Origin of the sequence: Granulicella aggregans, from assembly GCF_014203275.1 — a bacterium.
Taxonomy (GTDB): Bacteria; Acidobacteriota; Terriglobia; order Terriglobales; family Acidobacteriaceae; genus Edaphobacter.
Window position 1 is genome coordinate 1 of the sequence record NZ_JACHIP010000006.1, and the last position, 23,307, is coordinate 23,307.

The window sequence follows — 23,307 nt, forward strand, 5'->3', positions numbered from 1 at the left end:
GCAGAAAGACCATGACGTCTCTCTTGTCTCATACACACCACCTCTCAAGAAATGATCTAAATCAGATGGTGTTGCATCGACCGGTTGAGACCGCCACGGCTTATGGAAGGAACTCAATCATGGCATTGACTAACGGTAGTTTGACCGACATCGGTTTTGGACCAGGATTCACCACGAACTTTCAGGTGCAGTACGAGGCCACACTGCCCAATGTGGCTGCTGCGATCGCCAATGCGGATGCGCTGCTTGGAGTTCTGGAGAACGAGTTCAACGTGACGACGAGCTGGTTCGCCACGCCTGCGGGAAAGTTTGGCACCGGCAATCGCCAGGTTGTGGATCTGAATTTGAATGCCACTGCTACGAGCTTTCCAGGCGCCAATAACAGCGGCTATGGAAATCCCATCAATTGCGACGCGCAAAACGGCGTCGGCGTAGGTGCCTCGATCGCAGCGGGCCGGACCGAGATGGTCTTTATGAACGAATGGGTCGAGGTGCTAATGGGCGTAGCCGGCAACTGGAACGCCGGAGACAGTAACGGCGAGGGGCTCTCTCAATATTGCGGCATCGTTCGCTTTCAGGCAGGCCACTATAACTACTACACCTCATGGGTCGATCAGTGGTTGAATCAGAGCCCGCGCCCTGACTGGGTGAACCAGACCTTCACTGGAAACTCAACGACCAGGGGGGATGCGGACCCGATCAGCTTTGGCTGCGCGCTATGCTTCATCTACTACCTGAACGTGCAGCTTGGGTTCACCATCAACCAGATCATTGCGGCGCACGGATCGACGATGGCGGACACGTACCAGAAGCTCACCGGTGATTCGGGCGATCCGTTTCCGTTCTTTGCGGCGTTGATGGAGAAGAATTTCCCGACGGGCACACCGGCGACGATCCCAGGACCCGTCACCGATAACCCATTCCCTCTGGGACTGTTACAGTTCTGGGCGAATAAACCCACCTTTGGCAAGGACGAGGTCAAAGACCTGCTGAAGACAAAGGGCGGCGTGTGGACCAACGCCTTCTGGCTGATCGTGGATGGGTTCAGCAAGAACTCCTTCAACTCGCTGGGCGTTACGGCGTCCACTTTGACAGGAGCGTTCGCAAATCTGGCCGGAGTGACAATCACGCAAAATAGTGGAGGGATCATATTCCAGAACGCGGCGAACCCGGCGTCACCGCAGATGATCCGGATCCCTTATGACGTTCACTTCACGCAAGCTGCGGCTGACTCGGACTTTCCAGCAACGGGCAACCAAATGTATGACCTGAACGCTTTCCTCACGATTGGAGGCACCAAAGTTCCAGGATCGGACGCAGCAATCGAGTTCGAGCTGGTCGCTGGAGCGGACCCATACTTTTCGAATATCAATACCAATCCCGGCGATCCGACTGCGAACAACGACTTCTACCTGAGCCAGGATCTGCGCGTCTTCACCGCGATACCAGGGCTCATCAATCGCCCTGTCCTGGGCGGGCCGAGCTTCAGCAGCGACAGCGTGGCGGGGGCGTACAGCTATGTACAGAGCCTGCTGACCTTCTTGAACGATTCGAGCAATCACTTCACCGACGGCACACGCGATCCATTCTCTGATGGCACCATTCCGCAACAGGATGGCGCACTCGAGAACTTCTCTTCCGTTGCTCCGGAGACAGTCCAGATCTTCGGCTCTCCCTTTCCTGGGCCGCTAACAGTCAACACCTACAAAAACTATCCCTTCGCGATTGCCCGGGTGCGGCTGCAGGGCACCGCAGGCCCGTCCGGCGCGGCAGACGGCGTGAAGGTCTTCTTCCGCATCTGGTCTACCGAGACGGTGGATGCGGATTATCAACCTGGATCGACCTATCCGTTTCTTCCCGACGGCGCCGGTTTACCTGGTTCACCACTGGTGGGCAGCGATCACATCACCTTGCCAATGTTTGCCAGTGGCAACCTGAACGCAAACTCGGACTACGCGCCGGGCGGACCGAATACTCGGAACATGGTGATCCCCACGGCTCCTCCCGGAGAGGACCTGGTGTGGGCCTACTATGGCTGCTTCCTGAACATCTTCGACAGCGGAAACGTCATCGACGGCAAGTCAATTCAAGAGTGGTTGAACGGAACCCACCACTGCCTGGTGGCACAGATCGCTTATGACCAGGCACCCATCTTGATTGGCGCGACGCCCTCGGGCTCGGACAAGCTCGCGCAGCGCAACCTGCAGCTTACTTTAGTCGATAATCCGGGTCCGGCATCCGCGCATCGCGTGCCGCAGACGTTCGACATCCGGCCCAGCACCGGAGGCATTCACCTCGCAGAACCAGACGAGTTGATGATCGATTGGGGAGCGGTTCCGGTCGGCAGCGTCGCCTCGATCTACTGGCCGCAGGTGATGGCGTCAACCGTCATCGGCCTCGCTTCGTCAATCTACAGCAGCCACAGCCTCACAGCCGCGGACACGCACACCATTCAAACGAAGATCACAGGCGGCGTGACCTACGTGCCCATTCCCTCTGGGACTGGCGAGAACTTCGCAGGCCTCATCACTCTCGACGTCCCGATGGTCGTCAAGAAGGGACAGGAGTTCAATGTTGTGATTCGCAGGATCTCTACGCGTGAGATCAACCCTCCAGTCGTTATCAACGTGCGAACCCATTCCCTGCCATCGACCGTTGAGAAGAATGGCAAGGCGGGTCAAGTGGTCAAGTCCGCCGCCGTGGCGCACGATACTTCCAATCCTCCCCCCGTATCGAAGAAGACTTACCGCTACGTTGTGGGAACATTCACAATAAAGATTCCGGTCACCACTGGCGAGGTGATGCTTCGTCCGGAAGAAAACACGCTGGCAATCATGAAGTGGCGTCTCGAAAAGATGGCGCCGGCCAACCGCTGGTATCCAGTGCTCCAGCGCTACATCTCCTATATCGCAGGACGCGTGGATGGCCTAGGCGGCAACTCGAGCAGCATTCCTCCCAACGTAAATGGTGTGCCCGTGAAAAAACAGCTCCAGGAACCGGAACACCGCCACGAGTTCAAGGGGAAGGTGTGCGAGATAATCTATAACTGCTTCGGGGACTTCGAGGGGTTCGTTCTGAGCGAGTGCTGCTCGGGCAGCCGCACCTTCAAGACGTGCGAGCGCGGGTTCGAGGCGGTGGTCCTCCGCGCCTGCCGCGAGAGGCTGCTGCTTTCCGTCTTCGTCGAAGGCAAGCCGCAGGAGAGAATCTGCGAGCTCGTCGTCCGCTGCTCCTGATTACAGGAGCCAGAACAATACTCGCGATCGGCTTGACGCCTGCTCATGTCGACCTCCAGAGCGGCCATAGCTTTGTAGTCCATCTTCGTTACCTGAATGGCATGACGCCGGACACCATAAGAGATACGGTGGCCGGCGTTTCGGCAACTGGAGTCTTTCCTGGAGATATTGTGTCAGTGTCGGGCTCGAACGCCTATGTTGGCTTTACGGCTGGCACCGGTGGGACGACTGCCAGGCAGAACATCCTCAAGTGGACCTTCACCGGCGGCATGGGGCGCAGTCAAAACTAGGATGTTGCCCGATCAATTGATACCCTTCTGTGCACTTGTCCAGACCATTTATTTTGGTCCCCTTGGGAATACCGAAGCTATCGGAAGAAGACAGAATGCGGCGGCCAGGATACAGCGGTTGGAGTTCATAAAAAACTTGGCTAATCCTCTCACGCCTGAGCAGCGTGAAGTTGGCTGTAGCACAGAGCACAGAGCACAGAACACAGAACACAGAACACAGAACATTGCGTTGGATCATCTTCGCTGCGGAACGGAAGGTTAGAGAGCCCATACTCATCGGCCGATGAAGATGAATACACCGACTCGTAAAGTGAGGGCTACAGGTCGCCATCCCATCCGTCGTCCCCATACAAATCAGCTAGTTCTGCCTTCGATCTACGACGGCAGAACTTCGACCCCTTGTTTAAATTCCGTAGCCGCGCTCTTGGCTACGCTCTTTCTGCGTGGCAGCATCAGGCTTACGCCGGCAGCGGCGAAAGCGATCGATGCGAGAAGAGCGATAGAACTGGAGTGATAGGCTCCAGTGGCGTCGTACATGTGGCCAACGAACATAGGTCCAGTGGCTCCGCCGATGGCGTAAGCCGTCCACGTCAGCCCATAGAGGACGGAGAAATTCTTTCGACCGACATAGTGCGCAAGAAGGTAGGGTAGAACGTCTGCTTCGCTGCCCAGGCCGACACCAAGCAGGGTGGCCCCTAGTAACGAAACGGCAGGAGATCCGGCGAAGGCGAGAATCAAGGTCCCGACCGCTGCCAGTACGAGAATCATTGTTTGTATTCGTTGGGGCGAGAATCGATCAATGAGAAAGCCGACGCCCAGTCTTCCGAGAATGCCGGCGCCCCCTCGCACCGACAAGGCCAGTGCGGCGCTTTGCGGCGTGACACCATGATCCGTAAGAATGGCGGCGAGGTTTGTGACCAACCCGTTTTCACTGAAGGCGGATAGTACCGTGATGCCACAGAGGACCCAGAACGCCGTGCTCGCGAAAGCCCCCTTCACACTGACACCTGAGACAGCAGGTTCATCCTGGGGCAGGACCGCAGCCGGACGATTGCGGACGAGAAGGGCGGTCAGTGGCAGTCCGAGGAGTGCTATCCCACCTAGCAGGAGATACGCGCTACGCCAGCCGTGATGTGCAATCGTCCATTGCGTGGCGGGTGGAATCAGGATCGAGCCGACGCCACTGCCGGTCAAGATCAAAGCCAGCGCGAAACCGCGGCGTTTCTGAAACCAAGTAAGAATCGTGCGCGTGTAAGCGAACTGAGCGGTCCCGTTCGCAACCAATCCGAGCATGAAGAAAGTGAAGTAGAACTGGCTGATGCTTCCACTCAAGCGGCTAAGCGAAGCGAGAGCGAGGGCGAACACGAGTATGCACGGCAGGATGATGCGCCGGGGAGGAAAGCGGTCCAGCAGCATACCTATAAAGGGAGACACGAGTGCAACGGTGATGGCAGCGATCGCGAAGGTGCCATCGAGCGCCTCCCGCTTCCAGCCGAAGGCGGTATGCAAAGGATTCAGGAAGAGGCTGAAGGTGTACGGCACGATCGGAGAGAAGCTTGTCATGACGCCGGCAAACGCGGCGGTCGCCACACTCCAGCCGGGATAGTGGATCGTACTTTCATCGTTCGTCGTGGCAAGGCTCGTCTCAGGCATGGGAGTCACCGTTTACCTCCTGCTGTGGTCGCTCGAATTGCTTCAGCAACTCCTGCGAAGGCAAACCGAACGCATTCACAACGCGGTTGAACGTTGCGAAGAGAGCGGTCACGTGAATCGCTTCGGCAATCTGCAGATCGGTCCAACCAGCCAATCGCATCGCTTCCATATCCGAGGGAGCGATGGATTGCGATTCCTCCGTGATCTTCTTCACGAACTGAAGCAGCGTGCGCTCTTCCGCCGTGATCGAACGGGACTCGGGATCGCAGGCGAGCACAGCGTCGAGCGCGGGCGCGGAGCCGCCCTGCACGCGGAAGGAATAGGCGTGGCTATCTGTACAGTAGCTGCAGTTGTTGATTGCGGAGACAAAAGTGGAGATCATCTCCTTGTGTTGTCGGCCGAGAACGCCATCTACAAAGAGCATCGACTTCGCCAGACCCATCATGTGAACCAGCAGCGGCGGGTGCGTGGCAAAGCACTGCAGAATGCCAGGAACTTGAGGGCGGCCAAAGTCTTCGCGAAATTGCTGATACAGGCCCTTGATCTCAGGGGAGGCGTTCGCCTCATCTACGACGTCTAGATTCGCAGCTTGAACCAGGTGCGGTTCTTCGCGCGGTGCAGGTGCTTGGTCTTGAGAGATAGGCATAGTTGTTCGGACACGATGTGATTCGCGGACACGGAAATGCTACGCAGCCCGATTGGCAATGTCCTCAATCTTTAGGTGGACTCACGTTCGGAAAGCGAGAGTGAGGTAGCGGCGAAATCAAAACTTCAACTTGATCGAAAGCTGAAACTGCCGGGCCGCTCCCGCAAAAGTGGGCGAGCCGAAGGTTGGATTGGCTGGGCTGGTTACGCCGTCGCCGTAGCGCTTCGGAGTGGCACCGCCGAACTCTCCCGCGCCGTAAACCTGGTCGACGTCCTGCACGTTGACGCGGTTCAAGACATTCAACGCCTCGGCGCTGGCGTTCAGTTTGAAGCGCTCGCTGAATGAGAAGAGTCGCTGGAGGCGAAGATCGGTGTCATAGTACGGGGCACCCTGATACGTGTTTCGTCCGATGTTGCCGACACGGTCGTTGAAGGGGAAGCCGTCACCATTGATATCGGAGCCGGCAAGGATGCTGTAGGCCTGCGCGCTCTGCAATGTATTGAGCATGGAGAACTGGATGCCGCGTAAGGGCGCACTCCAGGTCTCGGGAGTCTCTGCGAGAGCTGTAACGACGAGGCGGTGGCGCACGTCGTTGTCGCTGACAGAGCGATCGAGCTGCGGCTGCAGGTAGTCCTGCGGCTCGTCCTGAAGTTGATTTTCAGTCGCGAGGTCGATCGATTTTCCATAGACATAATTGGTGAGCACGCTGAAGTGCTGGCTGAACTCCTTACGCAGCGTGACCGAGCCTCCGTGATAAATCGACCATCCCGACGGCGTGGCGTAGAGAACGAAACCAAAACGAGAGTCAGCCGGTGTGAACTTCTGGCGTCCGTCGGAGAGAAAGCCTGCGGGGGCACCATTGATGCTGTTTGAACTATTGAGATGGATGGCGTGTACATAGTGATATCCAAGCGTCAGAAACCACTTTCCGCCAAGTTCGTTTTCTACTTCGAGGTTCGCCTGTTCGGCGTAGCTTGAGGGAAACTTCCGCACCGTAAAGCCGAGGGGAAACTCCTTGAGGATGCCTGGCGCGGGATAGATGCCGTTGTGGGTGAAGTTGCGGAATGCCGCGCCTGCGAGAACCGGGCCAGCAGTTCCGACCATGCCCGCCGGCCCGAAACCGACCAGGTCCCGCGTTGGATTGGCAAAGGTTGGCAGCAGAGGTTGATTCATCGTGGTGAATGGCGATGCACCATGCCATCCGTTCACCAGGCTGCTGTATTCAAGCGAGCCAGTATAGAGTCCGAAGCTGGAACGGACAGCACCTTTTCCGTTACGGAATCCATACGCAAGGCCGACGCGAGGCTGGACATTGCCGTAGTTCGTCGGGTTGATGGCACCCACGATCTTGAGATCACTCGCCGACGGCAGGAGATCGACGTCGTAGCGCAGCCCGGCGGAGAGCACCAGGTTCTGTTTGACCTTCCACTGATCCTGCACGTAGAGACCTACAAGTTTGTGCCAGAAGGCTACCTGGTCTGCGGCTTGATGGGCCGGACCGTCCGGGCCGTCGAAGAAGCCATTCGTGAAGGGGAGATTTCGCTGCGGCACCTGCTGGCCAAAGTCAGCCTTGGTCTGCTGGAAGAGAAACTGGACGGCGGTTCCGGGACCGAAGGCTGCGAAGGGGCCAGTACCGAAGAAGCTCTGGGGACTGAAGATGCCGACACCTGGCGTGAAGTAGGGAGTCTCTGCACTGAACCAGCCAGGCTCCAACTCTGCGCCAAACTTAAGTGTGTGCTCACCGCGTGTATACGCCATCGCTTCTTTGGCCTGGAAGTGATGCTCGCTGTAATAGTCGACGCCCCCGAGGAAACCGCCACTGTAGAGCGTGTCCGCGACGTTAAGCGCTGGCTCGAATCCCGCCCCGACAGGGTTCATGTAGAAGATGCGGCGGCCGAAGTTCACCGAACTCTCGGAGGTCCAATGATTGCCGACGATGTGGAAGAAGTTTGCGTAGGCCGTCTGATCGTGGACGCGGTTGTCGCGATAGCTCGAGGGCAAGCCCTGGCCGGGTGAAGCGGCAGGGGTGTTGCCATTGTGAACGTCCGCGAAGAGATAACCGACGGACAGCGTGCTGCGCTGGTTCAGCACGTCGGTGAACTTTCCGAAGGCGTTGTTGTAGTCGCCGATCTGGAGGATGGAGCCGAGGTTCTCCGGCGAAAGACCGAGGCTGGTCTTGATCTGATTGATGCTTGGCGTGCCGGGTCCGAGGCAGCCTGCGATGTCGATGCACTTCAGAATGAAGCGAGAGTAGATCGGCGATTGTGCACGACGCTGGCCCTCGTAGCCGAGGAAGTAGAAGGCCTTGTCCTTGCGAAGCGGGCCGCCGACTGTGGCTCCGAACTGGTTGAAGCGGAGCGTGTCGAAGCCGGGGGCGGAGAGCAGGTTGTTGGCATTCGCGACGCTATTGCGGATGTATTCGTAGACCGATCCGTGGAGATCGTTGGTGCCGGATTTGGTTATCGTGTTGACTGCCGCGCCCAGGCTGAGACCTGAACCAGCCGCATCGGGCCCGTTGACGACGCGGAATTCCTGCACCCAATCGAGCGATGGGCTGACGCGCTGCACGCCGGAGACGAGGGTCGTATAGTCCACGCCGTCGAGCCCGTAAAAGACGCTATGGGTTTCGCGCAGGCCGGCAAAGCTAACCTCAAGCACTGTCTCTTGAAACGCCGATTGTGCGCCGGTGCTGGAGTTACGTCCGACTGTGGCGGTCGGAGTAAGCAGGACGAAGTCGATGAAGTCTCGGTCAGAGATAGGGAGGTCAGAGATCTGTTTCGGCTCGATGACCTGGCTGCCTTCGATCCGTTCCTGGTCCACACCCTGAGCTGTGTCCTGAACTTCAACCTGCTCGGTGTTCGTGCGGATGCGCAGCGACACCTGGAGATCAGCAACCTGCCCGAGAGTCAAAGTAAGCGGAGCTTGATACGACGCGAACGAGTCCGCATCGATGGTGACAGAGTATTGACCTGCGGAGAGGCCGGGGATCGAAACGGTCCCGTGCTGGTCTGAGGCTTCGTTGCGGACGACGCCCGTATCGGAGTTGCGAATAGTGACCTTTGCCTGCGCCACGGTGCTTCCCTGCGGATCGGCAACTGTAATACGTACAGTCGCGAACTGTTGAGCACATACGGATGCCAGGGATAAGAAGAAGAATGCCAAACCAGAAAAAACCGTGAGCAGCACTTTGTTGGAAAAAGGAATAGAAACTTGTTCCGTAATCGATAGGCGAAGGACACGAACAGAAGCAGAGAGCGAGGTCATACACGTTCCTTGGCAGAGTTGGATAAGAAGAATTGAGCTTCTTTTCGTAGGCCTGAATTATGCGGAACGAACGGATACTGCGCCTCAGCTATTCGGATGATGCAAAGTCAAACTCTTGATGGATATCGAGCCGCATAACCCAGCATCTCGCCGAGTTACTAAATTAAAGAGCCACCACCGCTTCCGTTGATTTTGCGGATGCGGCGATGGCAAATTTCACTGCCGAGCTATGTCGCTCCCGATTAGCAGCGGTAGCTCTATAAGCAACTCTATAAGTTACAGATCGATAGCTTACCTCATTACATCTTTGATTTAGTGCGTCGCAGGCTGACGATAGCCGTGCTCCGCGAGCTGCTTGCCCATCGCTTCATACATCTCCGGCTCGCGAGGCTGGAGGGTGGCGAGACCATCGACGTAGCGGTTGTACATGCAGAAGGCGGCGGCAATGAGAACCGTGTCATGAACTTCAAGGTCGGTTGCGCCTTCCGCACGAGCCGCTGCAATGTGTTCGGGACTGACTGTCTTCGGATCACCTTGCACGTGGGCCGCGATGATCAGCAGCGCCTTCAGCTTGTCAGAGACATCGGCTGTAGCGGGATCAGTACACACCGAGGCGACGAGCTCCGGACTGCCTCCAACGTGACTCGCAGCGGCAGCGCCATGGCTGGTCTTGCAGAAGAAGCAGTTGTTGCGCGAGGAGACATAGCTCGCAATCAACTCTCTGTCGCGCGAGCTGAGACTGCCATTCGCTCCCGGCTCAAAGAGGAGGATGTGAGCGAGATCGCGCATGGGCTTTGCGGTCTCAGGACGAAAGGCGAACGCTGCAGCGATGCCGGGAAGATGGCTGGGAAGATCGATATGCGGCATATTATCTGCTCACCAATTCTGCAGGCTCAGGCGCCACAACGTTGGTGAGGTTCGCGGCGACGTAGCCATTGCGCGCAACCATCTTGCCGCGCTCGCGATAGAGTGCGGGATCCTGAGGCTGGAAGGTAGCGAGACCATCGACGTAGCGGTTGTACATGCAGAAGGCAGCAGCGATCAGGACGGTGTCGTGGATCTCAATGTCCGTGGCGCCTTCATTGCGGGCGGCCTGAACATCCTCGGCGGTCACGTTCTTGCCATCCTGCTGCACCTTGCCTGCGATGTTCAGCAGAGCCTTAAGCTTGGGAGAGACGGATGCGGCGTGGAAGTCCTGCTTCACACTTTTCACGAGCTCTTCGTCATCATCGAGATGTGCCGCCGCAATGGCGCCATGGATCGACTGACAGTAGTGGCAATTGTTCTGCGAGGAGACATAGGTTGCGATGAGTTCCCGCTCGCCCTGGGTAAGGGAGTTGGGATGGCGCAGCAGGACTTCAACCAGCTCGTTGAGCGGCTTGGATGTCTCGGGGCGGAAGGCCATGGGGCCACGGATTCCTGGCAGGTTGGGAAGTTCGATGTGGGGCATGGTGTCTCCTTTGAGGATCGGTGAAATGGTGAGGGGAAGTCTTCTACATCGAAAGGTCGGTGGCGGCACCAGTTAGCAAAACCGAGGATGACGCGCGGGAATCCTCCGCGTATCTCGGAAGAAGGAGCTGAAGGAAAGCCGCCACGAACAAGGGTGCTGAAAGTAGAAGAACGGTGGATGGAACGTAGGATCCCGCGCGATCGAAGGCGCGTCCCATGAGCACAGGACCGAAGGCCGCACCGACTGCGTAGGCGGTCCAGCTGAGACCATACAGCGTTGAAAACCGCGATCTGCCGAAATACTTCGCGATAAGGTAAGGGACCACGTCGGCCTCGCTTCCAGCACCAAAGCCTATCAGGAACGCTCCGAGGATGCCCATCGGGGCAGACGTTGCATACGCGACGGTGACAATTCCCGCAGCCGCAATCAGCAAGACTGTCAGCGAGACCATGGGCGCAAAGACGCGGTCGAGCAGATGGCCGGTGATGAGGCGGCCAACGATGCCCGACAACCCAAGCATCGAAAGGGCCAGGGCCGCGCTGGCCGGCGTTACGGAGCGTCCGGTAAGGAGAGCGGCAAGATGCGCGATCGTACCGTTGAGACTGAGAGCGGACAGAAGCACAGGGATTGCAATCAACCAGAAGGTACTTGTCTTCAACACGCCGCTGATAGTGGTCAAGCTAGCTGACTCTGTAGCCACGGCTTCAGCGGCGGGATTATTGCGAACCAGCCACGCGGTCAGGGGAAGGCCGAGCAGGGCGACTACTCCCAGAACGAGATAGGCATCGTGCCAGCCATATGCCCCGATCACATGCTGTGCGAGCATGGGCAGCAGGATCGAGCCGGTTCCACTTCCCGCCAGAACAACGGCCAGCGCCAGGCCGCGCCGGCGGTCGAACCATGTCAGAACCGCGCGGGAGTAGGCCAGCTGAGCCGTTCCGTTGCCCACTACACCAAGGACTACATACGTGGCGTAGAACTGCCCGATGTGTCCTTTGAGCAGCGAGAGCGAGGCTATGCCAACGGCGAAGATCGCGATGCAGGGCAGAATGATCCGCCGTGGTGGCAAGCGATCCAGCAGCGACCCGAGGAACGGAGAACACGCTGCCACGGTCAATGCCGCAAGAGCAAAGCCCCGGGAGATGGCCTCGCGCTTCCATCCAAATGCGAGCTGCAACGGCGATAAAAAGAGGCTGAAGGTGTACGGCACAATGGCGGCAAAGCTGACCATAACACCGACGAAGGCGGCCATCGTGACACGCCAACCTGTATAGCTCAGCGAGCTTTCGTTCGCGATGGACGTGGGTGGGTGCGTGGGCATGGTCGCTCGGCGGTCACGGAAGAAGGACCAGCAGCAATCCAAAGAGCATCGAATGCTCTTCCTGGTTACGTGTCTGGTCTTCGCAGTGACAGCCAGAGCGTACGTGTTCGGTCAGGCGTTGACCTCAATACGAGGGAGGGTTTTGATCTCATGCTTTCGATGGAGCTATCGCGCTCGGCCAGAGAACTCTCTTAGTTCATTCGACAGGACGAAGGCGATGTACATACAACAAACTCCGGAGTTCCGCGGAATCGGTTGCCAGCTATATCAACCTTTCGGTCGATGCGAGGCTTGTTGCCTCTACCTAAAATGGGCTCGCTCCCGAACTCTTCACGCAGGTCAATTCAATGCCAGATCAGCCGAATCCACGACGTCCAAAACGAGGTACCTACAGCCCGAAACCCGAGACCCTGGAGCTACTGCGCGTCTCTGGAAATCCCATCAACGGGTTGGGCGAGAAGACGCCGCGTCGGCCGTCGCCTTTCTTCTGGCATCCTCCGGACCAACATCCCTATGGCGACCTTCAGGTCGTCGCCCGACAGAGTTCTCGGGCATGCCCTGATTCGGGCCCGGCCTTCATGGCCGCCTATAGTTATCCGGAACTGATCCCGGTCGCTGAGGAGCAGAATCCCGCATCCGCCGAACAGCTTTCGGCTGAGGCGACCGACTTTGCTCTTTCGCACGAAGCAGACGCGGTGGGCATCGCGGCAATGGACCCGCTCTATGTCTTTGAAGGCTACACCGTTGAGGAACCCTGGGTCATCGTGCTCGGACTGGCGCACAACTACGAGCGCTTGAAGGAAGTTCCTTCGGACGAAACGAACGGCGTTGGTGTGGTGGACATTGGCGATCAATATGCCAAGGGCACGCGGTCTTCCTATGCTCTGGCCAACTGGATTCGCTCGCAGGGATACACTGCCGATCCTTACCCCGGACCTTCAGCGAGTGCGCTGGTTCTTATCCCGCCGGCGATCGCTGCCGGTCTGGGCGAACTGGGCAAGCATGGGTCATTAATCAATTCGAAGTTTGGATCAGGCGTGCGTCTGGCGGGAGTTACTACCAACATGCCGCTGGTGGCCACCGGCCCAAGTCGCTTCGGCGCAGATGAGTTCTGCGCCACCTGCCAGGTATGCACGCGCGCGTGTCCGCCCGGTGCGATCTCGGAAGAGAAGCAGATGGTCCGCGGTGTGGAGCGCTGGTATGTGAACTTCGACAAGTGCATTCCCTACTTCGCCGAGACCGCATCGTGCGGAATCTGCATTGCGGAGTGTCCCTGGACTCGTCCGGATGTGCGGCCCAAGCTGCTTACCACGATGGCTCGCCGAATGGCGGTTTAGCTGGCTACTGGTCATGGTGAAGCGCTTTTGCGATGTCGAGACGAAGTGAGCGCCGTGCCGGGAGCACGGTCGCGATCATCACGATGAGCAGAAGGAGCAATGTGGCGGAAGCATAACTTGCGGGATCGAGGTTGCTGATTCCGTAGAGGGTGCTTCGCAGGGCGCTCGAAGCAGTAGCTGCGATGGCGACCCCGGCCAACAATCCCAGTGCCACCGGCCATGCGAACTGGCTAAGGATTGCACGCAGGACTTGTCTCCGGGTCGCTCCGAGAGCGAGTCGGATGGCAATCTCCTTTGCGCGCTGCGAGGCGGTGTAGGCTACCAGGCCGACGATGCCCACACCTGCGAGCAGAACGGCGATGAGACCAACCAGACTGACCGCGGCGGCAATTCGTTCCACATTCGCGACGTTCTCCTGAAACAGGCTTTCGAGCGGGCGGATCTCCGGGAAGACCCGAAGATCGAGGCTCTGCGAGATAGATTTGATTGCGGGATACATCGCGGAGGCGGTTCCGACAGCCTTGAGCACGATCGACATTTGCGGCATATCGTCGTTCTGAGCTGGCCAGTACTGCTCGGTCGCGTCGCTATCGCTGAGGGCGTTGACGCGTGCATTGCCGACGACGCCGACGACGATATCGCGCGGGGTGGAAGACGGTTCGTCCGACGGCACTGGCTTGCCTATGGGATCGGCTCCATGCCAGATGCGGTTGGCGAGCGACTCGCTGACGATGGTCACATGTTGTTCTCCGAAGTGAAAGGTCCGTCCGAGGAGAAACGGGATATTCATGGTCTGGAAGTAGGCCGGCTCGACGGAGTTGGGGAAGATGTTGACATGCTTTCCCTGAATCTCGGTACCGATACGTGCGACGCTATGCCCCATGGGCGGAAGCTTGACGAGTGCAACGGAAAGAACGCCAGGGCGCTCGCGGAGTCGTGACTCCATCTGCGCGAGGTAAGCTCGGGCGGCGGTTGGCGTGTACCCATGCTGCGCCAGTTGCGGGTCGATGGAGAGGACGCTCTGATAACCGAAGCCGGGTGAAGTATAGAGCGTATGGTGCATGGCACGGACGAGCAAACCCGCGACGATGAGCAGGACGCAACTAGCGGTCACCTGTGCCGCGATAAGAACCTGTCGGGCGATGGGCTTGCGATGCTTCTGACGTGCGATTTGAAGAGCGGGAGCGAAGCCGAAGAAGACTGCGGCGAGGACTGCGATGACGAAAGAGAAGCCGAAGACTCTCCAGTCAGGGGTGGCTGAGAGCCATGCGGGGGCGTCGGTGAACGTGAGCGTCACGCGCATCACGGCGATGCTGAGCACGAGGCCGACCAATGATCCAAGAGACGCCAACAGGAGGCTTTCGGTGAGAAGTTGCCGCAGGATGCGCTGTCTGCTGGCACCGATGGCAACACGGATTCCGATCTCATGCTCGCGGGTGACGCCGCGCGCGAGGAGAAGACCACCGAGATTGGCGCAGGTGACGGCGAGGATCAGGAGTGTGAGGACAGAGATCATCGCTACTACCTGATACATGTCCGGCTGCATGACCTGAAGGTGTCCGGCAGGAAAAGAGAGGAGGAACTCGTTCTCCCAAACGTTCTTGGGATCAAGCAAACGAAGCTGATTTGTGAGGCTGAGAAGTTCCTGTTCAGCGGCCTTCGCTTTGGTGCCGGGTGCGAGACGAGCCCACATGCGAACGGCGTCGGCTTCAGGGTCGGAGAGGAGCTTGCTGCCTTCGATGAGATAGGGCTGTTGCAGGATGGGTACCCATAGCTCAGCCCTATCCGCACCCAGGCTAGCGAAGGCGTCTGGCAATACGCCAGCGACGGTGACGGACTTGCCGTTCAAATGCAGGACGCGGCCAACAACGGCCGGATCCGCATTGAGTCGCTGCTGCCAGAACCTGTAACTGAGGACGGCGATGGGAGGAGCGGAGGAGTTGTCGTCGAGCACAGGATCGAAGAGTCTGCCGAGGGCGGGATGGGTGCCCAGTTCGGAGAAGTAGTTTGCGGACGCGAAGCTGAGATGGGCAGGCTGAATGTCCGTTTCCAGGGTGACGGGAGGAACCCCCATGATGGCCATCACGGCGCTTAGCGTGTGGGAGTGTTGGCGGTAGAAGTCGATGTGCGTGTAGGGCATCTCTCCGCCAATGCGGGTCGGGGAGCGGCGCTGCAGCATGATGAGCGAGGCAGGATCGCGCACGGGAAGTGGCTCGAGGGCGACCATGTTGAAGAGAGTGAAGGCGGTTATGTTGACCCCGATACCGAGCGACAACACGAGAACAGCGGTGAGCGCGAATCCAGGAGAGCGGCGAAGGATACGCGCGGCGTAGCTAAGGTCCTGGATGAGACGCTCGATCCATGTCCATCCCCAGGCCTCGCGGGCATCTTCGCGCAGCCGCGTGATGTTGCCGAAGTCACGTTTGTGATCGCTGCCCATCATCTCGCGGTGGAGGAGCATCTCCGCTTCGAGTTCGCGGTCGCGGTCCCTGCGGTGCAAAAGATAGTTCAGACGACGAAAGAGTTCACCCATGATGGATCTCACTTTCAAGCAGTACGGAGGATGGTCTGAATGGCTTCAGTGACGCGGTCGAAATCAGCCTGCTGTGCCTGCAGTTGCTTCCTTCCAGCGGTGGTGAGCGAGTAAAACCGGACCTTGCGATTGGTCTCGGAGACGCCCCACTCCGCTGTGACCCAACCCTTGAGCAACATCTTTTGCAGGGTCGGGTAAAGAACACCTTCTTCGACCTGGAGGGTCTCACTTGAAAGAACGTGGATGCGCTGGGCAACAGCATAACCATGCAGCGAGCCTGAACGGAGGACGCGCAGAATGAGCAGGATCAAAGCGCCGCTAGGCATGCTTAGCGTAGGCATAGATTTCATAGGGGTAATGATGCTAGGCCTTGCGGTAGATGTCAAGCGGAAACGGATTTGCATATCGCGACGGCGGCGCTTCCACGGCGCTGCAGCTCTCTAAGGGATCGTGTTTTCGATGGCTCCAGTCAGCCGTCACCGACCTCTACCGGACGCGTAGTCTTCACCAATTGAGAGCGGAGCGTGCATTCCTCTCACTGGGTCAAGCACCCTTAGTCATTTCGGATCGTCAACTTGAGCTAAGCAGAGTCACCCTGTGGATGCTTTCCAATCTCTAGCGAACCGAGCCTACTCATCCGTGCAGCGCGAGCGCGGCCGTTCGATCGAATGAGACGGTGAATGTACTTCCCTGCTTCGCGTTTGGCGTAACGGCGATCGCCGAGTGATGCGCTTCAGCAATCCACTTGGCAATCGCTAGCCCCAACCCGCTTCCACCCTGGTCGCGATTTCGCGATGCATCGGCGCGATAAAAGCGGTGGAAGATATTCGAAAGCTCTGTCGGCGGGATTCCGATCCCGGTATCGCGAACTTCGATAGCCACGCGATCTCCATCCGGTCTAAGCACCGCCGTGATCGCGCCCCCTTCGTCCGTATATTTCATCGCATTATCCAGAAGAATATTGATCAACCTGCGCAACAAGGAGGCGTCGCCGCGAATCTCCGCATGGCTGTCTATAGTCAGGGTGAGTTGTTGCCGCTTCATCTCCGCCCGAGCCTGCAGATGCCCACAACACTCAGCCAGCAGTATCGAAAGATCAACCTCGCCCCACTCGATCTTCTGCTTCGCGATATCCGATCGCGAAGCAGCGAGCAGATCGTCCAGCAGCGTCGCAGTGGACTGGCATTCGCTCAGGATCGTCTCCAGCGACTCGCGATACTCTGTGCTGCTTCGCTCTCGCCGCAATGCAAGCTGACTTGTGCTGAGCATCACCGTGATCGCTGTCCGCAGGTCATGGGAGATGTCGCTGGTGAACTGCGTCAGCCGCTGCACGGCCTCCTCCAGGCGTTCGAGCAAATCGTTCCATGTCTCTGCCAGCCGCTGCAGCTCGTCGCCAGTATGAGGAACTGGAAGACGATGGTTCAGGTCCCGAAGGCTGATCAGGTGGGCGGAACGAGTAATCCTGTCCACCGGCTCCAGCGCCCGATGACTGAGCATGAACCCGCCCGCAATGGAGGCCACGAACATCAAAGGCAGGAAGATTAGGTAAGACGTCTCCACCATGCGGAGGATGTCGTAGTGCTCGTCGACGGCTCCCGCCATGATGAGGCGGTACGGTCTTCCATGCAGCTTTACCACCTGCTGTAAAGTCCGGTACTGATGTTGCCGTAGAGGCACTATGCGAAACTGCGGGCGTTCGCTGTATTCCTCCGTAAACATAATGGGTGCCTCTTTGCCCAGTGCGGGATAGATAGCTCTCCCCTGCATATCCTGAACTTCGAGAATGTCCGTGTCTGAGTTCGCCTTCATGAAGTGGCCAAGCTCATACCCCAGCTCAACATGGGGGGCCGGTTCATCTTCGAGGTAATGCACCAGCCGCGCTTCGCGGCGTTCCATCGTGGTCTGACGTGAACTTGCCAGCGCATGCAGAAGGTACACATACGAGAAGCTGCCAAGCGCCGCCATCGAAACCATGCTCAGGAAGACGTACCACAGGCAAAGTCTCACGCGGAGTGAACGCAGGTTGATTCGCGGCGTCCTCATGATGCGGCGTGCAGCGCGTAACCCTGCGCGCGTACGGTCCGGATCAGGCTGCGTTGGCCCTGAACGTTTATCTTGCTGCGCAGACTATGCATGTAGAAGTCGATGCTGTTGTCGCTCACTTCAGCGTCGAAGCCCCACCCGGCTTCGATCAGTTCATTGCGTGAGACAACCTGCTGCGGGCGACGCATCAACAGCTCCAGAATCATGAACTCCTTACGGGTGAGAGGAATCTCGTCTTCTCCGCGAAGGAGACGCTTTTGCCCGCGATCCAATACCAGACCTCCGACCTTCAATTGATCAAGTAGTGGCACCTGGCCTCGTCGACCCATGGCACGCACGCGCGCCAGAAGCACTTCGAGTTGAAATGGTTTGGTCAGATAATCGTCTGCTCCAAGATCAAGGCCATGGACGATCTCCGGCATGCTGTCGCGTGCGGTCAACATCAGGATCGGCACGCTGCACTTGGCCTGGCGTGTCTGCTTCAGGATCTGGAAACCGTCGCAGCCAGGCAGCATCACGTCTAGCACGATCACCTCAAAATACTGACTCTGGATCAGCTCCAGCCCTTCGTCCCCGCGATGACACAGGAAAACATTGTGCCCGTCTTCGGTAAGCCCCTGCTCGAGAACGCGGGCGATTCGCTTGTCGTCTTCGATGACCAAAAGTTTCATGTCTATTCATATTCCAAAGCTCATGTGAATAGAGGAAATACACATCGTGAACAATTCGTGACTTAGCCCTCTTCCTCAGCTTGCTCTAAGGAATGACCGCTTCAATCGATTCATACCAAGGATTCGAGACGACATGGCGAGCCTCTCAGAGGCCTCTTACGGCTCGCCGCCGCAACATCAACCAACAGGATTGGGAGCAGAGATGCACATGAAGATGAAGAAGCTATTCGTGGCGGGTCAAGCCGCCGGTATCGCAACACTGCTGACATGCACGGCCGCCGCCTTCGCGCAGCAGGCCCCGATCACACTAACGCAGAACGTCAGTCTTCCAGGAATCGTCGGAGATTTTGATTTTCTTGCCGTCGATCTGAAGCGTGATCACTTGTTCGCCGCCGCAGAAGAGCATCACTCCCTTGAGCTCTTCGAGGCCAGCACCGGCAAGCACCTCCAGAGCATTCCCGGCGTAAAAACTCCGCACACGCTTGCGTATGTTGCCGATCGCGACGAGCTCTTCATCGCGGATGGAGGCGACTCCTCATGCATCATTCTCTCTGGCGCAGACTTCCACCAGATCGAGCGCATTCCGCTCATCGATGGGTCCGTTACCGGCAAGACCGACTCGCCCGATGCCGGCTACTACGACGCCAGGCGCCGCATCTTCTTCGTCGGCAACGGCGGCAAGTCAGCCGACCTCCCATACTCCGAAATCACGGAGATCAGCGTCGACACACACAAGATCGTCGGCAAGGTCCGCGTCGAAGCGAACAATATCGAAGCCATGATGGCTGACGATTCCCATGATCTTCTCTATGCCAACATGCGCGATCAGAAGAAGATCGCCGTCGTCGATCTGAAGAAGAACGAAGTGATCGATACCTGGACCACGCCCGACCTCAATCTCAACACCGCGCTGGCACTTGACGGCCCCAGCAACCGCCTCTTTATCGTGGGCCGCAAGCCTGGTCTCTTCTATGCATTCGACACCACGAACGGCAAGGTGGTCGCCCAGGTTCCAGTCACCGATATCGCGGACGGCATGACCTGGGACCCCAAGATGAAGCGGGTCTACATTCTGGCTTCGCAAGGACTGACAGTTCTTCACCAGGACGACAAGGACCACTACACCGTTCTCTCCAGGATTCCCACCAACGGAGGCAAGACTGGCCTTCTTGTGCCTCAGCTCAAGCAGCTCTTCGTCATCCATCCTCAGACCAAGATTGATGACGCTGGACTTCTCGTCTATCGCCTGAACCCCTAGCTCACTTGGAGCCTGAGGCCGCGCGCCTCAGGCTTCCAGCCCTGCCTTAAAGGAGAACTCATGTTCGCTACGCCTCTCATCGTCACCGCTCTTCTGTTTGCCGCTCAGACTCCGGCACTTCCAGCTAACTATATCCACGTCGATGCCCCAGCCGCGCAACGCATGATCGTTGCGGAGAAGAACAAGCACTCCGAGATCGGCAAGCTTGGCCTTCACGCTACACCGCCGGCTGCAACCGACAACGTCATCATTGCCAGCGACAATCCAACGAAGATCGGCAAGAAGTCTTCCGCGCCCGACATGGAACATCTCGCCACGGGCAAGCCCTTCGTCGTGCGCATTGAAAAGGAAAAGATCTTCGACCTACTCCTCCCCATCACCGACAGCAAGGGCGGCGATCTGAACGGCGGGTTCGTCGTGATGGAAGTGCCTTTCGATAAGGCGACCGATGAAGAGCAGGCACTCAAGATCGGCATCGCGATTCGCGACGAGCTGCAGAGTGAGATTTCCAGTAAAGCAGCCCTTTACCAACGCTAGCTCACCACACAGAACTACGAAGGATGATGAGATGAAAAAGTTATTACTCCCATTCGTTGGGACTATTATCTGCATGGCGTTGCTCGGCCTCACCACTCCGGTGCTGGCCCAGTCCGACAGCGGCACCGTCACAGGAACTGTCACCGATACGACAGGTGCCCGTGTCCCTTCCGTCGACATCACCATCGCCTCCAAAGCTACAGGAATCCTTCGCCACACCAAGAGCAATAACGAGGGCGTCTTTACTGTCAGCTCGCTTGCCACTGGCACCTACGATGCCAGCTTCAAAGCGACCAACTTCGCTCCGCTGGAGATTCACGACATCCGCTTAGACGTTGGGCAGACGTTCACGCTTCCTGTGCGTCTCGACATCACCAGCGTCCAGACCGAGGTCGAGGTCAACGCCGCAGACTCCGGACTCGACAGGGCATCCGCGGAGATCGGTGGCGTCGTCCATGGTTCGCAGGCGCAGGATCTCCCGCTGAACGGACGCAACTACGTAAGCCTGGTTGCGCTCGTTCCCGGAGCTATCGATTCTGGTACGGGGACTCAGGACCAGGTCCGTTTTGCCGGACTTTCCGCCGAGGACAATACCTGGCATCTGGACGGTGTCGATAACTCCGGGATCAACCATCAATACGAGAAGGTTGCAATCCGTCTTCAACCTTCGACCGAGGCGATCGCCGAGTTTCGCGCGAACAGCGCTGGCTACTCCGCAGACCAGGGCGGAACAGCAGGCGGACAGATCGAACTCGTGACCCGCTCCGGCACCAATAAGTTCCATGCCTCCGCGTGGGAGTTCCTCCGCAACACCTACTTTGACGCCACCCCGTGGGGTACTTCAGGCACTCTCCCCACACTTCGTCTCAACAACTTCGGCGCTAACTTCGGTGGCCCCGTCTTCCACGACCGGCTCTTCTTCTTCACCAACTGGGAGTCGCTCCGCCAGAACCAGAACCTCTCGGTCACCGGCACTGTTCCCAGCGCCAGCTTCCGCGCCGCGGCCCTTGCCAAATCGCCAGCGCTCGCGCCTATCCTTGCTCAGTATCCCATCGGCACCGTTGCCATCGCCGGAACGACGAACGCCCTCACCTGGTATGGCCACGCACCCTCGACCGACCGCGAAGACTCCGGCCTCGCGCGCCTCGACATGCACATCGACGGCCGTAACGATGCCTTCATTCGCTACAACACGGATCACTATGCCGTAGTCACTCCCGGCGACCTCACCGCGCTTGGCTACACAACACTCACCACTCCCAACATCGTCTTCGGCGTCAACACCGCCTTCAGCCCGGCGCTCACGAACAACGTCCGCTTCGGCTTCAACCGCGCCGCCTTCACCCAGGGCGCGACCAACACGCTACCTTATTCGGTGGTCGCCACCGGCAACTTCTCCACCCTCGACGACGCCACAGGCTCCGTCCGTTACGACAACTCCTTCACCCTCACCGACGACGCCACCTTCGTCCACGGACGCAGCACCTTCAAAGCCGGTGTCACTGTCCGTCGCATCCAGGAGAACAAGTCGTCACCGAGCACCGCCGACGAGGTTTACACCTACGCAACCTTAGCCAACTTCACCAACAACCTCATGGACTCCGATTCTTACGCCGGCGTCGTTCCCCTGACCGGCCAGCGCATGACCGAGTCCTTCGGTTACATCCTCGATCAGTTCCAGTTCACAAGAGAACTCACCTTCAACGTCGGCATGAGGTACGAGTATTTTGGCGTTGATCACGAAGTGCAAGGCCGTGGCATCATCGTCGATCCACTCAACTGCGCCAACGTCATCTGCCCAACAGGCAGCGAATGGTACAGCCCCAACCTCGCCAACTTTTCCCCGCGCCTCGCTGTTTCCTACGCACCTGAGCGGCTTCGCGGCAAGACTGTGCTTCGTGCCGGGTACGGCATCTATTACGGCAACGGACAGTTCGGCAACCTCGGCACCCCGATTGGAAACCTGACCGACAAGTACACCCTCAACCAGACGAATGCGCCTGGCCTCAGCTTCCCTGTTACCCCCTATCTAGGCTCCGTTGCCACTAGCTTTTCTCCGTCCGGCTCACCCATCAACCGTCGTGATACGGCCGTCGAAGAGTACACGCTCTCCGTACAAAGCGATATCGCGCCCCGCACCACCGCACAGATCGCCTACTTCGGCAACCACGCCTCTCACGTCTTCTCTGACGTCACCCTCAATGGCTACATCCTTGGCACCACCAAGCGGCCCTATACCGGATACTCCACCATCGACTACCGCGGCAGCTCCAACGACGCGAAGACCAATGCCCTGCAGGCAAGCATCCGCCGCGACTTCTCCACCGGCCTGCTGCTGTCGGCCAACTATGAGTTCTCCCACTCGCTGGATAACGGCGGGCTCGGCGGCGGTGAAGCCGACATCCCCCAAAATTACAACTGCCACATCTGCGAGTACGCCTCCGCCGACCAGGACATGCGCCACTACTTCAGCGCCAGCACCATCTGGAAGTTGCCCGTAGGCCGAGGCCACATGTTCCTCGGCGACTCCTCCCGTGTCACCGATCTCTTCCTCGGCGGCTGGCAGGTGAGCGGCATTGGCACTGCGCGCAGCGGTCTCCCCATCAACGTCACGATCAGCCGTAGTGCCAGCGCCCTGCCTGACAACCTCAACAAGAATCAGCGCCCCAACCTCAACCCCGGCGTCTCCATCTACGCCGCCAACAAGACCCCCACCAACTGGCTCAATGGCGCCGCCTTCTCGGCTCCGGCCGCCGGCACATGGGGCAACGCACCTCGTAACATCGCCCGCGCACCTGGCCTCTGGCAGCTCGACACCTCACTGCAGAAGCGCTTCCCGGTCACTGAACGCTTCGGCGTCACCTTTCGTGCCGAGGCCTTCAACCTGCTCAACGTAGCCCACTACGGTACTCCAGCTCACGTCTTTGCCGGCAGCGGCTTCGGCGTCATCACGTCATCTTTCTCCAGCGCGGCCACCGGAACAGGGACTCCACGTGAGCTCCAGTTCATGCTTCGCACTGATTTCTAAAACACGATGCTCTACCTTTTGCCCCAGAATCGGCGCCGTCTTC

16 protein-coding genes are annotated in these 23,307 nt (G+C 58.4%); 6 read left to right on the top strand and 10 right to left on the bottom strand.

What is annotated here, in order from left to right; genetic code table 11:
• Positions 1–119: 119 nt before the first annotated feature.
• Both HDF16_RS19995 and HDF16_RS20000 read left to right on the top strand, forming a co-directional pair.
• A complete protein-coding gene (locus HDF16_RS19995; RefSeq protein WP_184220904.1) occupies positions 120–3,233 on the top strand; it encodes a hypothetical protein in 3,114 nt (1,037 codons plus the stop codon).
• A 32-nt stretch (positions 3,234–3,265) separates the two neighbouring features.
• Positions 3,266–3,523: a hypothetical protein gene (locus tag HDF16_RS20000; protein WP_184220907.1), complete on the top strand. Its 258-nt coding sequence runs from the start codon at positions 3,266–3,268 to the stop codon at positions 3,521–3,523.
• A 375-nt stretch (positions 3,524–3,898) separates the two neighbouring features.
• On the opposite strand, the gene HDF16_RS20005 is transcribed toward HDF16_RS20000, so the two are convergent.
• From HDF16_RS20005 to HDF16_RS20030, 6 genes are all read right to left on the bottom strand, one after another.
• Positions 3,899–5,176 (bottom strand): MFS transporter, encoded by a 1,278-nt coding sequence (locus HDF16_RS20005; protein ID WP_184220910.1) that lies wholly within the window; start codon positions 5,174–5,176, stop codon positions 3,899–3,901.
• Positions 5,169–5,822 (bottom strand): carboxymuconolactone decarboxylase family protein, encoded by a 654-nt coding sequence (locus HDF16_RS20010; RefSeq protein ID WP_184220913.1) that lies wholly within the window; start codon positions 5,820–5,822, stop codon positions 5,169–5,171. The genes HDF16_RS20005 and HDF16_RS20010 overlap by 8 nt, the downstream gene beginning before the upstream one ends.
• Positions 5,823–5,939: 117 nt before the next feature.
• Complete coding sequence (locus HDF16_RS20015; RefSeq protein ID WP_246409458.1) at positions 5,940–9,086, bottom strand: TonB-dependent receptor; 3,147 nt, start codon at positions 9,084–9,086, stop codon at positions 5,940–5,942.
• A gap of 312 nt (positions 9,087–9,398) precedes the next feature.
• Entirely contained in the window at positions 9,399–9,953 is a 555-nt protein-coding gene (locus HDF16_RS20020) for a carboxymuconolactone decarboxylase family protein (RefSeq protein ID WP_184220919.1), read from the bottom strand.
• Position 9,954: 1 nt separating this feature from the next.
• Positions 9,955–10,536, bottom strand: a complete 582-nt coding sequence (locus HDF16_RS20025) for a carboxymuconolactone decarboxylase family protein (protein ID WP_184220922.1) — start codon at positions 10,534–10,536, stop codon at positions 9,955–9,957.
• 43 nt (positions 10,537–10,579) lie between these two features.
• Positions 10,580–11,857, bottom strand: a complete 1,278-nt coding sequence (locus tag HDF16_RS20030; RefSeq protein WP_184220925.1) for an MFS transporter — start codon at positions 11,855–11,857, stop codon at positions 10,580–10,582.
• Positions 11,858–12,204: 347 nt separating this feature from the next.
• On the opposite strand from HDF16_RS20030, the gene HDF16_RS20035 reads away from it, so the two are divergent.
• Positions 12,205–13,194 carry a 4Fe-4S dicluster domain-containing protein gene (locus HDF16_RS20035; protein WP_184220928.1) on the top strand — a complete coding sequence of 330 codons (990 nt, stop codon included), beginning with the start codon at positions 12,205–12,207 and terminating at the stop codon, positions 13,192–13,194.
• Positions 13,195–13,198: 4 nt separating this feature from the next.
• Here HDF16_RS20035 and HDF16_RS20040 read toward each other — a convergent pair whose 3' ends face one another.
• The 4 genes from HDF16_RS20040 to HDF16_RS20055 all read right to left on the bottom strand — a co-directional run bounded on the left by HDF16_RS20040 (position 13,199) and on the right by HDF16_RS20055 (position 18,441).
• On the bottom strand, positions 13,199–15,727 hold the full coding sequence (locus HDF16_RS20040; protein WP_184220931.1) for an ABC transporter permease: 2,529 nt from the start codon (positions 15,725–15,727) through the stop codon (positions 13,199–13,201).
• 14 nt (positions 15,728–15,741) lie between these two features.
• On the bottom strand, positions 15,742–16,068 hold the full coding sequence (locus HDF16_RS20045; RefSeq protein ID WP_184221434.1) for a PadR family transcriptional regulator: 327 nt from the start codon (positions 16,066–16,068) through the stop codon (positions 15,742–15,744).
• 292 nt (positions 16,069–16,360) lie between these two features.
• Positions 16,361–17,770, bottom strand: a complete 1,410-nt coding sequence (locus HDF16_RS20050) for a sensor histidine kinase (RefSeq protein WP_184220934.1) — start codon at positions 17,768–17,770, stop codon at positions 16,361–16,363.
• A complete protein-coding gene (locus HDF16_RS20055; protein WP_184220937.1) occupies positions 17,767–18,441 on the bottom strand; it encodes a response regulator transcription factor in 675 nt (224 codons plus the stop codon). Before HDF16_RS20055 ends, HDF16_RS20050 begins: the two co-directional genes overlap by 4 nt.
• Before the next feature lie 133 nt (positions 18,442–18,574).
• Between HDF16_RS20055 and HDF16_RS20060 the strand changes: the two genes are divergently transcribed.
• From HDF16_RS20060 to HDF16_RS20070, 3 genes are read left to right on the top strand one after another with little or no spacing between them, the layout of a single operon-like run.
• A complete protein-coding gene (locus HDF16_RS20060) occupies positions 18,575–19,699 on the top strand; it encodes a YncE family protein (protein WP_246409461.1) in 1,125 nt (374 codons plus the stop codon).
• 60 nt (positions 19,700–19,759) lie between these two features.
• Positions 19,760–20,236 carry a hypothetical protein gene (locus HDF16_RS20065; RefSeq protein ID WP_184220941.1) on the top strand — a complete coding sequence of 159 codons (477 nt, stop codon included), beginning with the start codon at positions 19,760–19,762 and terminating at the stop codon, positions 20,234–20,236.
• A gap of 31 nt (positions 20,237–20,267) precedes the next feature.
• Entirely contained in the window at positions 20,268–23,264 is a 2,997-nt protein-coding gene (locus tag HDF16_RS20070; RefSeq protein WP_184220944.1) for a TonB-dependent receptor, read from the top strand.
• Positions 23,265–23,307 lie beyond the last annotated feature (43 nt).